The following is a 12,622-nucleotide window of genomic DNA, read 5'->3' on the forward strand; positions in this document are numbered from 1 at the left end:
GCGGGCCCGCCCCGCGCCTCCCGACCGACGTCAGCCCGCCTCAGCGCGGCGGATCGGTCGCCTCGCGCGTCGCCACGTCGATCAGCGTTGCCGCCGCACGCCGCGCGTGCCGCGCCGGCGTCGTGTCCCCGGCGATCGCGGCCGTCGTCTGCGCGCCCTCGGCGAGGAGCGCGAGCTGGGCGGCGAGCTCCTCGGCCGCGTCGAGGTCCGGCACGGCGGCCGCGGCGAGCCCGGCGACGAAACGCTGGAACGAGTCCTTGTGCGCCCGGGCGATCTCGGCGACCGCGGGGGAGGTCGCCCCCAGCTCCCCGAAGGCGTTGATGAAGCCGCAGCCGCGGAAGGTGTCGTCGCCGAACCACTGCTCCAGGAAGTCGTACACCGCGAGCAGCCGGTCCCGCGGGGTCCGGGCCGCGGCGACCGCCTGCTCGATGCCGCGCTCCCAGAAGTCGTGCCGCCCGCTGAGCACCGCGGCGACGAGCTGTTCCTTGCCGGGGAACACCGAGTAGAGCTTCTTCAACGAGACGCCGGCGGTCGTCCGGATCTCGTCCATGCCGACCGACTGGAACCCGCGGGCGTAGAAGAGCGCGTCCGCGGCGTCGACGATGCGCGACCGGACCTGCGGGTCCACGGTGCTGCTGGTGCTGGCCACGAGCGTCCCCTTCCTGCGCGTTGCGCCCCTGCGATCCGTCCGTCACGCCGTGCGGTGGTGCGCCGGCGCCGGCGCCGGGAACGGGCGTTCTCCAGTCTAGGACCGGGTCGGCGGCGTCGTCCGGGGCCGCGGGTCCGGCGCTAGTCCTCCTCCGGCGCGTCGTCCGGGTTCGTCACCTGCGCCCGGCCGGCGGGGTCGAGGCGGATCGAGGTCCCGTCGTCGAGCTCGACGATCGGCTTGCCCTCGAGGTACGTCAGCGTCCAGCGCCAGGTCGATGCGTCGACCGACTCGGCCGCCAGCTCCTCCTCGACACCGCGTACGGCGACGACCATCGCCTCGGGGAGTCGCTCGGGTGGCTGCCCACCCACGTTCCAGCGTGTACCCAACTGCATCCGTGCCTCCAGTCCGTGTGCGGGCCGGCCGCGTCGGCGACGCGACCGGCCCGCAGGAACCGACGCTACGCCTGCTGCTCGGCGAGCTCGATCTCGGTCACCGCGAGCTCCTCGCCGTCCGTGAACGACAGGTTCTCGATCCGGCCGACCGCGGCCAGGTCGACCGCCGCGCGCTCGATGAGCGCGCGCTGGTCGGCGGGGGCTGCCACGACGGCACGGGTGACCGGCGTCTTCTGGGACGCCTTGGCGGCGGTCTTCGCACCGCGGATCCCGATCAGCGCCTGACCGACGGCCGCCAGCAGCCCGGACGGCTCGGCCTGCGTCGGCAGCTCCGCGACCGTCGGCCACGCAGCCGTGTGCACGCTGGTGTCGTGGGTCCAGGCCCACACCTCCTCGGTCGCGAACGGGAGGAACGGTGCCAGCAGACGGAGCAGCGCGTCGATCGCGGCACGCAGCGCCAGGACGGCGCTCGCCTGGGTCTCGTGCGTCGCGTCCGGTGCGGTGCCGTAGGCACGCTCCTTGACGAGCTCGAGGTAGTCGTCGCAGAAGGTCCAGAAGAACCGCTCGGTGACCTCGAGCGCCCGGGCGTGGTCGAAGCCGTCGAAGGCCGCGGTCGCCTGCTCGATCACGGAGCCGAGCTCCGCCAGCACGTCCACGTCGAGGGGCTCGGTGACCGACGTCGCGCCGCTCGGCAGCTCGAAGCCGTAGACGAACTTCGCCGCGTTGAGCACCTTGATCGCCAGACGGCGACCCACCTTGATCTGCTTCGGGTTCTGCGGGTCGAAGGCCGCGTCCGTGCCGAGCTTCGACGATGCGGCCCAGTAGCGGACCGCGTCCGCACCGTGCTGCTCGAGGATCGACAGCGGCGTGACGACGTTGCCCTTCGACTTCGACATCTTCTTGCGGTCGGGGTCGACGATGAAGCCCGAGATGCTCGCGTGCTTCCACGGGGCGACGTCGGCCTCGAGCTGGCTGCGGAGGGCCGTCGTGAAGAGCCACGTGCGGATGATGTCCTGCGCCTGCGGGCGGACGTCGTACGGGAACACGAGGTCGTACAGCGCCGGGTCGGTCTCCCACTTGCCCGCGAGCTGCGGGGTGAGCGACGAGGTCGCCCAGGTGTCCATCACGTCGAGTTCGCCCTGGAAGCCGCCGGCGACGCCGCGCTGGTCCTCCGTGTAGCCGGGAGCCGGTTCGGACGCCGGGTCCACGGGCAGCTGGGCCTCGGTCGGGACGATCGGCTGGTCGAAGACCGGGTTGCCGTCGGCGTCGAGCGGGTACCAGACCGGGATCGGCACGCCGAAGAAGCGCTGGCGCGAGATGAGCCAGTCACCGGAGAGCCCGCCGACCCAGTTGTCGTAGCGGACGCGCATGAAGTCCGGGTGGAAGGCGATCTCCTCGCCGCGCTTCCGGAGGGTCTCCTTGAGCTGCTCGTCGCGCGCGCCGTTCACGATGTACCACTGGCGGGTCGAGACGATCTCGAGCGGCTTGTCGCCCTTCTCGAAGAACTTCACCGGGTGGTTGATCGTCTTCACGTCGCCGACCAGCTCGCCGGACTCGGTGAGGGCGTCCACGAGGACCTTCTTCGCCGAGAACACGGTCTTGCCGGCCATCTCGGCGTAGAGCTCCTTGCCGCGGGTCGACTCGATCCACGCGGGCTCGTCCGAGCGGACGCGGCCGTCGAAGCCGATGATCGCGCGGTTCGGCAGCTGCAGCTCGCGCCACCAGACCACGTCCGTGGTGTCGCCGAAGGTGCAGACCATGGCGATGCCGGCGCCCTTGTCCTGCTGCGCCAGGTGGTGTGCGAGCACCGGGACCTCGACGTCGAACAGGGGCGAGCGGACGGTCGTGCCGAACAGGTCCTGGAAGCGCTCGTCGTCCGGGTGCGCGACGAGGGCCACGCACGCCGGCAGGAGCTCGGGGCGGGTGGTCTGGATGACGACGTCCTCGCCGCCGTCGGTGCGGTGGAACGCCAGGCCGTGGTACGCGCCCGGCATCTCCTTGTCCTCGAGCTCGGCCTGGGCCACGGCCGTGCGGAAGGTGACGTCCCAGAGGGTCGGGGCGTCGGCCTGGTAGGCCTCACCGCGCTCGAGGTTGCGGAGGAACGCACGCTGCGCGCTCGCCCGCGAGGTGTCGTCGATCGTGCGGTACGACTGCGTCCAGTCCACCGACAGGCCGAGCGCGCGGAAGAGGTGCTCGAACTGCTGCTCGTCCTGCACCGTCAGGCGCTCGCACAGCTCGATGAAGTTGCGGCGCGAGATCGGCAGCTGGTCGCCGGCCTTGCTCGACTTGCCGTCGCCGCCCTCGAACGGCGGCACGAAGGCCGGGTCGTAGGGGAGCTGCGGGTCGCAGCGGACCCCGTAGTAGTTCTGCACGCGGCGCTCGGTCGGCAGGCCGTTGTCGTCCCAGCCCATCGGGTAGAAGACGTGCTTGCCGCGCATCCGCTCGTACCGGGCCTTGAGGTCGGTGTGCGTGTACGAGAAGACGTGGCCGATGTGCAGCGAGCCCGAGGCGGTCGGCGGCGGGGTGTCGATCGAGTACACCGCGTCCTTCGTCGCGCTGTCGCGGTCGAAGCGGTAGGTGCCGTCCTGTTCCCAGACCGGGCCCCAGACCTGCTCGAGTCCGTCGACGGTGGGCTTCTCGGGCATGGGCTTCGACATGGCGGGGCCTTTCGATCGATGTGTGCGGCACCGAGTCCGTGGTGAGGTGCCTGAGTGTCGCGAGTACAGTCCGCGGTGGCCTCATCGTAGCGGTCCGCGTCGTCGGAGCGCTCCATCTGGTAGGCTGTCGGAGTTTGTCCGGCGGACGCGGTGTCTGCGAGGACTGCACAGTCGCTCTCCGCCGGATGCCCGAAGGCAAGACACAGCACTACCGGAGGAACGAACGTGGCACCGAACGAAGCACACCAGCACGGCGACCGGCCGTTGCGCACCAAGGCCCAGGCCAAGCGCGCACGCCGCAAGCTGACCGAGGACGACGTCACCGTCGTCGAGGAGTCGCTGCTCAAGCGGGCCGTCGCCGCCGCGGCCCTCGGCAACGCGATGGAGTGGTTCGACTTCGGTATCTTCGCGTACCTGACGGTCACCATCTCGAAGGTGTTCCTGCCGGCGGGCGACCCCACGTCGAACCTCGTCGCGACCTTCGGGTTCTTCGCGGCCGCGTTCATCGTCCGCCCGATCGGTGGTGCCGTCTTCGGCCCGATCGGCGACAAGATCGGCCGCCAGAAGGTCCTCGCGCTGACGATGATCCTGATGGCGGCCGGCACGCTCATGATCGGCCTGATCCCGTCCTACGACACGATCGGCTTCTGGGCCCCGGTCCTGCTGCTCGTCGCCCGCTTCGTGCAGGGCTTCTCGACCGGTGGTGAGTACGGCGGCGCCGCGACCTTCATCGCCGAGTACTCGCCGGACAAGCGCCGCGGCTTCATGGGCTCGTGGCTCGAGTTCGGCACCCTCGCCGGCTACGTGCTCGGTGCCTCGATCGTCACGATCCTGCAGTACACGATGCCCGAGGACACGCTGCTCAGCTGGGGCTGGCGCATCCCGTTCATGATCGCCGGTCCGCTCGGCCTCATCGGGCTCTACCTCCGCCTGAAGCTCGAGGAGACCCCGGCGTTCCAGAAGCAGCAGGAGCAGGCCGCCGAGCGCGAGTCGCAGAAGACGCCGTTCCTCAAGCTGTTCGCCGAGAACTGGCGCTCGCTCCTCATCTGCATCGGTCTGGTCCTCGTGTTCAACGTGACCGACTACATGCTGCTGTCGTACATGCCGACCTACCTCGAGACGAACCTCGGCCAGAACGCCACGTTCGGCCTGATCCTCATCGTCATCGTGATGATCCTGATGATGGTCGTCATCACCTTCGGTGGCCGCCTGTCCGACAAGTTCGGCCGCCGTCCGGTCCTCGCCGCGGGCTGCATCGGCTTCATCGTCCTGTCGTGGCCGGCGCTCAAGCTCGTCCAGTCGGGCACCGGCGCGGGCGTGTTCTTCGGTCTGCTGATCCTCGGTCTCGTGCTGGTCACGTTCACCTCGACCATGCCGTCGACCCTCCCGGCGCTGTTCCCGACGATCATCCGCTACGGCGCCCTGGCGATCGCGTTCAACGTGTCCGTCTCGCTGTTCGGTGGCACGACGCCGCTCGCGACGCAGGCGCTCATCGCCGGGGCGAAGGACGCCGGTCTGTCGTGGGCCGAGGACATCCCCGCGTTCTACCTGATGCTCGCCGCCGTGATCGGCCTCGTCGCGGTGTTCTTCACCAAGGAGACCGCTGCCACCCCGCTCATGGGCTCGGGCCCCACGGTCGCCCACGAGGACGAGGTCGCCGGCGTCATCGAGGACTACAACGACCCGACCTCGGAGCTCGCGCAGTCCGACTGGGCGAAGGACTTCTCGACGAGCGAGATCCCGATCATCTCGGGCGACGCCCCGAAGCCGGGCACGGACAAGGAGCACGCGGGCTCGTAGCCGTCCCTTCCGTGAAACCGACAGTGTCCCGCCGATCTTCGGTGGGACACTGTCGCTTTCGCGGACCGATCCACCGCGACGAGCGACCAACGACGAGCGTCCCTGTCGACCGCGCTCAGGTGCCGCGGGCGAGCCGGGCGGCGGCGTCGACCAGGCGCGCGGTCGCCGGGTGCTCCGGCGCACCGAGCACCTGCTCCGCGGGACCCTGCTCGACGACCCGTCCCTGGTCCACGACGATCACCTCGTCGGCCATCCGGCGGACGGCACGCAGGTCGTGCGACACGAACACCATCGCCACGCCGGTCTCGTCGCGCAGCCGTTCGAGCAGCGTGAGCACCGCGTCCTGCACGGTCGCGTCGAGTGCCGTCACGGGCTCGTCGAGCACGACCACCTCGGGCGAGCTCGCCAGCGCCCGGGCAATCGCCAGCCGCTGCCGCTGCCCGCCGGACAGGGTGCGCGGGGCGCGGGTCCGCAGCACGGGGTCGAGTCCCACCCGACGGAGTGCGGTGTCGACCGCGTCGGCCAGCCCGCCCCGCGCCCGGCGTTCCCGACCGTCGGTCAGGGCATCGGCGAGCACGCGTTCGACCGTCCACCGCTCGTCGAAGGTCGCAGCGGGGTCCTGCACGACGGCGGCCACCCGGTGCCGTCTGCTCCGTCGGTCCCGTTCGGACAGCGGGACCCACGGCCGACCGTCGAGCGTGACGGTGCCGGCGTCTGGCGTCTCGAGCCCGAGCAGCATCCGCGCCACCGTCGTCTTGCCCGACCCGGAGGCGCCGATCACGCCCGTCACCCGTCCGGGTCGGACCGCGATCGAGACCTCCTGCACGGCAGGCACCCCGTCGTACGACCGCGAGAGCCCGGCCCCGTGCAGCACCGGTTCCGGCACCGGACCCCGCGAGGGCGCCGGCTCTGCCTCCGGCGCCGCACCGCGGCCGGCGTGCCGGTCGTCACCGGCCCGGGCCGCTCGGACCAGGGCCTGCGTCACGGGGTGCTCGGGCGCGCCGAGCACGTCGGCGACCGGCCCGTGCTCGACCACCGTGCCGTCGTCGACGACCAGCACGCGGTCGGCCCACCCTGCGACGAGCCCGAGGTCGTGCGTGATGACGAGCAGCCCGGCACCGCGCTCCTGCACCGCCCGGAGCTGCTCCATCACGGTGACGGCGACGGCCGCGTCCAGCGCGGTCGTCGGCTCGTCCGCCACCACGAGTGCGGGGGAGGTCACGGTCGCCGCCGCGATGAGCGCACGCTGTCGCATCCCGCCGGAGAGCGTGCCGGACCGCCGGCCGTCGGTCGCCATCGCCGGGTCGAGTCCCACGCCCGCCAGGGCCGCACGGACAGCGTCGACCCGGTCGGCTGCGCGGAGGTCGGTGTGCAGGCGCAGCGCGTCGGCGACCTCGCGGCCGACGGGGCGGAGGGGGTCGAGGGCGCCGAGGGCCTCCTGGCCGACGTAGCCGACGGACCGCCCTCGGAGACGACGCCAGCGCCGCTCGGTGTGGGAGCGCACGTCGGTGCCGACGAGCTCGAGCCGGTCGGCGGCGACGTCGGCTCCCGGTGCGGAGAGGCCGAGCACCGCCCGGGCGGTCACGGTCTTGCCCGAGCCGGACGCCCCGACGAGGGCGACGCACTCACCGGCGTCGACGTGCAGGTCGACGCCGTGCACCACCGTCCTGCCGTCGATCGACACCGAGAGCCCCCGGACGTCGAGCACGCGCGTCCCTACGGGCAGCACGGCACCGACGAGCGCCGGGACGTCCGGCACCCGCTCCGCGCCCGTCACCGAACGGCCCCGGTCCGACGGACGGCGCGTTCGAGCACCGTCACCGCGCGGCCCCCGTCCGACGCACCGCGCGCCCGAGCACCGTGACCGCGGTCGCCAGCACGACGATCGCGAGGCCCGGGAACGTGCTCATCCACGGCGCGGTCAGCAGGTAGGTGCGGCCGTCCGCGAGCATCGCCCCCCACTCCGGGGCAGGCGGCGGTGTCCCGACGCCGAGGTAGCTGAGCGCCGACGCCCACACCACCGCCTGACCGACCCCGAGCGTGGCGACGGCGACGACGGGCCAGAGCGCCGCGGGCAGCACGTGGCGGAAGACGATCCGGCCGGGGGAGCGGCCCTGCAGCACGGCGGTCTCGACGACCTGCGACGACCGCGCGCTCCGGACCAGGCCGCGGACGATCCGGGCGTACCCGGGCGCCGTCGCGAAGCCCACCGCCAGGGTCGCCGGCACCGGTCCGGGTCCGGTGACCGCGATGACGACGAGCGCGACGAGCAGCAGCGGCAGCGCGAACGCCACCTCGGTGACCCGCCCGACGACCGCATCGACGAGCCGGCCGCCGAGGCCGGCCAGGGTGCCGAGCAGGACCCCGCTGAGGCCGCCGACGAGCGTCGCCGCGACCCCGACCAGGAGCGAGGCCCGGGTCCCTGCGACCACGCGCGCGAGCACGTCGCGCCCGGACTCGTCGGTCCCGAACGGGTGTGCCGCTCCGGGCGGCGTCAGCGCGTCGGTCGGGTGCACCGCGAGGGGGTCGCCGCCGCCGAGCAGCGACGGCCACACCGCGGCCACGACCGCCACCGCGACGACGACCGCCGCGACCGTACCCGTCGGGCCGAGCGTCCCCCCACGGAACCGCTCGGACCGTCGGATCCGTCCCTCGGACGCACCGGCCTGGAGGCCCGGGTCCAGCACCCCGCTCACCGTGCGTCCGCCCCGTGCTGCGTCCGCACGCGCACGCGCCCCCGCTGCGCCGGTCCGGTCCGCACACGTCCGCTCCGACGACGGTCGCGGGTCCGCGGGTCGACCGCCTGCTCGACGAGGTCCGCGACGGCGAGCACGACGACGTACGCGGCGGCGGACACGAGGGCGATCCCGGCCACGAGCGGCATGTCCCGCTGGGTGACCGCGGTGACCAGGGCGCGACCGATGCCGGGCAGCGCGAAGACCGACTCGACGACCACGGCGCCGGACACCAGCGACCCGAAGGCCCAGGCGGACAGGGCGATGCCCGGGAGCGCCGCGTGCCGGAGCAGGTGGCGTCCGAACAGCCCGGCGCGGGACTCGCCGCGACCGCGGGCGGCGAGGGCGAACGCGGACCGCTGGGCGTCGACCACGCCGTCGCGGACCGTCTCGGCCAGGTACCCGGCGACCGGCACGGCGACGGTGAGCACGGGCAGGACCCAGCCGCGCAGGCTGCCGTCCGACACCGCCGGCACCCACCCGAGCGCGCTGGCGAAGACCACGATGAGCACACTGCCGAGCCAGAAGTGCGGCACGACGCTCGCCGTGACGGTGATCGCCCCGGTGAGCGCTGCGGCGACCCGGCCGCGCTGCGTCGACCACCATGCGGCACCGATCGCCAGCACCCAGGCGACGACGAGTCCGGCGACCGCGAGCGTCAGCGTCACCGGGACCTGCTGCGCGAGGAGCTCGGAGACGGGCGTGCGGAACGCGTACGAGTCGCCGAGGTGCCCGGTCGCCAGGCGCCCGAGGAACACCGCGTACTGCACGAGCACCGGTCGGTCGAGCCCGTACTCGCGGCGGACGGCCTCGACCGCCTCCGCCGAGGCCTGCGAGCCAGGGCCGCCGAGGATCGCCAGCGCCGGGTCGCCGGGGATCAGCCGGATCGCGACGAAGACGATCGTCGCGACCGCCCACAGCACCCCGACGCCGCCGGCCAGGCGGCGGAGTCCCCACAGGACCCAGCCCGACCAGCCGCGACGGGTGCGGACACGGGGCGGAGGTGGGGCGGGCCTCCCGGCCGGCTCGCCCGTCAGCGCGCGATCCACGCGGTGCCGAACCACGGGGTGGAGACCGACGTGGTCTCGATGCCGTGGACGGACGAGCGGTACAGGAAGTGGTTCTGCTGGTCGTAGAGCGGCAGCACGGTGCCGCTGGCCAGGATCCGCTGCTGCGCCTGTCGGTACAGGGCGCCGCGCTCGTCGGCGTCCGACGTGCGGGCCGCGCGCTCCAGCAGGTCGTCGACCGTCGGGTCGTCCAGCTGGGCGAGGTTCGCGAAGTAGCCCGACGGTGCGGGCTCGATGCTCGCGCTGTCGTAGAGGATGCGGAGGACGTCCGGGCCGACCTTCGTGTACGGCGCGCTGACCACGTCGTACTCGTTCGCGGCGAGCGCGGCGTACCAGCTCGACAGGTCGAGCTCCTCGAGCCGGACGTCGAACCCGACCGCCTTCTCCGAGGCCTGGACCTGCTGGAACAGGCTGCGCTCCGCGGGCACCGACTGGTTCGTCGACACCGGGAAGGTCACGGTGAGCCGCTGCCCGTCCTTCTCACGGACGCCGTCGCTGCCGACCTTCCACCCGGCCTCGTCGAGCAGGCGCTTCGCGGTCGACGGGGAGTACTCGAACAGCGCGGGGTCGGAGTACGCGGCGGGCTCGACGCTCGACAGCACCGAGTACGAGCGCTTCGCGGTGCCGAGGAACAGGCTCTGCAGGCCCGGGTCGATCTCCGCGCCGGCGATGAAGGCCTTCCGCACGGACTCGTCACGGAACACCCCGTGCCCGGAGTTCAGCTCGAGGCGGTTCGAGGCGCCCGGCCGCGGGGCGTCAAGGTCGCGGATCGCGCCGTTCGACGACGCGCTCTTCAGCTGGTCGGGCTGGGCGTTGTCGATGACGTCGACCTGGCCGGCCTGCAACGCCGCGTAGCGCGAGGTCGAGTCGGGCAGGAAGCGCCACGTGATGCCGTCGAGGCGGGGCTTCGTCGAGCCGGAGAGCGGCGTGTACGACGTGTTCTTCGCCAGCGTGATGCGATCGCCCCGCTGCCACTTCGTGACGGTGAACGGGCCGGTGCCGACGGGCGAGGCGCAGTTCGTCGCCTGCGGGCGCTGCAGGGCCTTCGGTGACTCCATGCCGACCCAGGGCTGTGAGAACGACTCGAGCAGCGCGCTGTCCGGACGGCTGAGCGACAGCGTGACGGTGTGGTCGTCGGTCGCCGTCGCCTTCGTGATCGACTGCAGGGCGAGGTACCCCGTGCTCGACGCCGTCGTCGGGTCCTGCACGTGCTCGATGTTCGCGACGACCGCGGCCGCGTCGAACGGGGTGCCGTCGGAGAACGTCACGTCCGAGCGCAGGTCGAGCGTCAGCGTCGTGCCGTCGTCGCTCGTCGTCCACCCCGTGGCGAGCGCCGGTGTCGGTTGCCCGTTCCGGTCGAGCCCGGTGAGCATCTCGATGTACTGCGTCGACAGCAGCGCCTGCGGGTAGTTGCCGCCGACGTGCGGGTCGAGGCAGGTCGGCTCGGCGTCACCGGAGGCGTAGGTGAGCGTGCCGCCGCTGACCGGCGTGCTGTCGGAGGTGGCCGTGCCGCCGCCGGTGCAGGCGGTCAGGGCCAGCAGGACCGCGGTGGCACCCGCGGCGACGGACAGGGTCCGGGTCGCTCGGGTCGGGATTTTCTGTACTCGGTCCAAGATCATGGCTGGACGAGTCTAGCGGTTTACTGAGCGCATGGACGAGACTATGCGCCGCGGTGGCCGCCCCCGTCGATCGAGCGCCGAGGTCCTCGCCGACGCCGCCGCCGAGTTGTTCCTCGAGCAGGGCTACGCACGCACGACCGTCGACCAGATCGCGGCCAGGGCCGGGGTCAGCCGGGCCACGTTCTTCAACTACTTCGGGGCGAAGTCCGACGTGCTCTGGCTCGAGCTCGACGCCGCGGTCGCCGACCTGCCCGCGTTCCTGGCCGCGTCGACGGAGCCCTCGCCCGTCCGCGCCGTGGAGGAGGCCCTGGTCGCGGCCGCTCGGGCGCACGACCCGGAGCGGGTGCCCTGGGCGATCGCCCAGGCCGAGGTGATGGACATCGGCACCGAACTCGTCGCCAGCGTGGCGGCGCGGGTGATGGCGCAGCACGGAGCGGTCTCGGCCTTCGTCGGGTCGCGGACGGGGGAGCACCCGACGTCGCTCTGGCCGCAGACCGTGTCCGGGGCGATGCTCGGGGCGGCGGCCGCGGCGTTCGGGGTGTGGGTGGCCGACGGTGTCGCACGCCGGTCCCTCGTCGAGTACGTCGGCGCGGCGCTGACGCCCGTCGCGGCGGGGCTCGACGCGCGCTGAGCGCCCGCCGCCGCTACTCCGTCCGCAGGGTCCCCGCGCCGCCGGCCGCGACGTCCTCCACCGTGCCGTCGCGCACGGTCGCCGGTACCTCGCCGACACCACGGGCCGCGAGCGACGCGTCGCCCGGGATGCTCAGGGTGAGGACGGCCTCCTCGATGTACTGGCTCTCCTCGAGCGACGCCTCGACCCGGCGGAGCCGGACGGCGACGTGGTCCTCGAGCTCGTTGCCGGTCAGGTCGACGGCCGCCACGAGGAACACCCGGGACGGTCCGACGAACTCGAGGTGCAGGTACGTGACCCGTTCCACCTCGTCGCGACGGAGCAGCTCGGTGAGCACGGCGTCCTCGAGCTCGGGCGACGTCGCCTCGCCGACCAGGAACCGGCGGTTGCGCTCGATGAGCACGATCGCGACGACCCCGAGCAGGAGCCCGACCGCGATGGAGCCGATCGCGTCGAACACCGCGAGCCCGGTCAGCTGGTGCAGGAGCACGCCGAGGAACGCGATCACGAGCCCGACCAGCGCCGCGGCGTCCTCGGCGAAGACCGCCCGGAGCGTGGGGTTGGACGACTGCAGCACGTGCCGGAGGACCGGGACGCGGCGCTTCGTGGCGGCTCCGTGCGCCTGGCGGTAGGCCTGCAGGAAGCTCGTGCCCTCGAGGACGAACGCGATGCCGAGCACGGCGTAGTTGAGCACGACGTCCTCGGCGGGGCCGGTCTCGCCGAGCTCGGTGATGCCGTGCCAGATCGACACGACGGCGCCCGCGGTGAAGAGCCCGAACGCGGCGAACATCGACCAGATGTAGGTCTCGCGGCCGTAGCCCAGCGGGTGCTTCCGGTCCCGCTTCTTCGCACCGCGGCGTTCGGCGACGAGCAGGAAGATCTCGTTGCCGGTGTCGGCCCACGAGTGTGCGGCCTCCGCGGTCATCGACGCCGACCCCGAGATCAGGGACGCGATGGTCTTGGCGACGGCGACGAGCAGGTTGGCGGCGAACGCGATGACGACTGTGAGCAGGGACTCGGGACGGTCCTGCTTCTCGGACGAGGGCATCGCTCCAGCATGCTCCGACTCTTG

General features: G+C 72.6%; 10 protein-coding genes. 2 read left to right on the plus strand and 8 right to left on the minus strand.

What is annotated here, in order from left to right:
- Positions 1–40: 40 nt before the first annotated feature.
- The 3 genes from ACIPEQ_RS07655 to valS all read right to left on the minus strand — a co-directional run bounded on the left by ACIPEQ_RS07655 (position 41) and on the right by valS (position 3,698).
- On the minus strand, positions 41–649 hold the full coding sequence (locus ACIPEQ_RS07655) for a TetR/AcrR family transcriptional regulator (protein ID WP_402714721.1): 609 nt from the start codon (positions 647–649) through the stop codon (positions 41–43).
- 140 nt (positions 650–789) lie between these two features.
- Positions 790–1,041, minus strand: a complete 252-nt coding sequence (locus ACIPEQ_RS07660; protein WP_402714722.1) for a hypothetical protein — start codon at positions 1,039–1,041, stop codon at positions 790–792.
- A gap of 65 nt (positions 1,042–1,106) precedes the next feature.
- On the minus strand, positions 1,107–3,698 hold the full coding sequence (gene valS / locus ACIPEQ_RS07665) for a valine--tRNA ligase (RefSeq protein ID WP_402714723.1): 2,592 nt from the start codon (positions 3,696–3,698) through the stop codon (positions 1,107–1,109).
- Between the two features lie 225 nt (positions 3,699–3,923).
- Between valS and proP the strand changes: the two genes are divergently transcribed.
- Positions 3,924–5,498 carry a glycine betaine/L-proline transporter ProP gene (gene proP / locus ACIPEQ_RS07670; protein WP_238638258.1) on the plus strand — a complete coding sequence of 525 codons (1,575 nt, stop codon included), beginning with the start codon at positions 3,924–3,926 and terminating at the stop codon, positions 5,496–5,498.
- Positions 5,499–5,613: 115 nt separating this feature from the next.
- Here proP and ACIPEQ_RS07675 read toward each other — a convergent pair whose 3' ends face one another.
- From ACIPEQ_RS07675 to ACIPEQ_RS07690, 4 genes are read right to left on the minus strand one after another with little or no spacing between them, the layout of a single operon-like run.
- Positions 5,614–7,275 (minus strand): ATP-binding cassette domain-containing protein, encoded by a 1,662-nt coding sequence (locus ACIPEQ_RS07675; protein WP_402714724.1) that lies wholly within the window; start codon positions 7,273–7,275, stop codon positions 5,614–5,616.
- A 40-nt stretch (positions 7,276–7,315) separates the two neighbouring features.
- Positions 7,316–8,185 (minus strand): ABC transporter permease, encoded by an 870-nt coding sequence (locus tag ACIPEQ_RS07680; protein WP_402714725.1) that lies wholly within the window; start codon positions 8,183–8,185, stop codon positions 7,316–7,318.
- A gap of 5 nt (positions 8,186–8,190) precedes the next feature.
- Positions 8,191–9,282, minus strand: a complete 1,092-nt coding sequence (locus tag ACIPEQ_RS07685) for an ABC transporter permease (protein WP_402714726.1) — start codon at positions 9,280–9,282, stop codon at positions 8,191–8,193.
- On the minus strand, positions 9,267–10,919 hold the full coding sequence (locus ACIPEQ_RS07690) for an ABC transporter substrate-binding protein (protein ID WP_402714727.1): 1,653 nt from the start codon (positions 10,917–10,919) through the stop codon (positions 9,267–9,269). Before ACIPEQ_RS07690 ends, ACIPEQ_RS07685 begins: the two co-directional genes overlap by 16 nt.
- A gap of 31 nt (positions 10,920–10,950) precedes the next feature.
- Between ACIPEQ_RS07690 and ACIPEQ_RS07695 the strand changes: the two genes are divergently transcribed.
- On the plus strand, positions 10,951–11,550 hold the full coding sequence (locus tag ACIPEQ_RS07695) for a TetR family transcriptional regulator (protein WP_402714728.1): 600 nt from the start codon (positions 10,951–10,953) through the stop codon (positions 11,548–11,550).
- Between the two features lie 13 nt (positions 11,551–11,563).
- Here the strand turns inward: ACIPEQ_RS07695 and ACIPEQ_RS07700 are convergent, their stop codons facing one another.
- Complete coding sequence (locus ACIPEQ_RS07700; protein WP_402714729.1) at positions 11,564–12,598, minus strand: cation diffusion facilitator family transporter; 1,035 nt, start codon at positions 12,596–12,598, stop codon at positions 11,564–11,566.
- Positions 12,599–12,622: the final 24 nt, after the last annotated feature.

The organism is Curtobacterium sp. NPDC087080 (genome assembly GCF_044745105.1).
Taxonomy (GTDB): domain Bacteria; phylum Actinomycetota; class Actinomycetes; order Actinomycetales; family Microbacteriaceae; genus Curtobacterium.

Bases quoted from the DNA above. Each gene is read 5' to 3' on its own strand.
- ACIPEQ_RS07700 (WP_402714729.1), bottom strand. From the start codon at position 12,598: ATGCCCTCGTCCGAGAAGCAGGACCGTCCCGAGTCCCTGCTCACAGTC.
- valS (WP_402714723.1), bottom strand. From the start codon at position 3,698: ATGTCGAAGCCCATGCCCGAGAAGCCCACCGTCGACGGACTCGAGCAG.
- ACIPEQ_RS07695 (WP_402714728.1), top strand. From the start codon at position 10,951: ATGGACGAGACTATGCGCCGCGGTGGCCGCCCCCGTCGATCGAGCGCC.
- ACIPEQ_RS07690 (WP_402714727.1), bottom strand. From the start codon at position 10,919: ATGATCTTGGACCGAGTACAGAAAATCCCGACCCGAGCGACCCGGACC.
- ACIPEQ_RS07660 (WP_402714722.1), bottom strand. From the start codon at position 1,041: ATGCAGTTGGGTACACGCTGGAACGTGGGTGGGCAGCCACCCGAGCGA.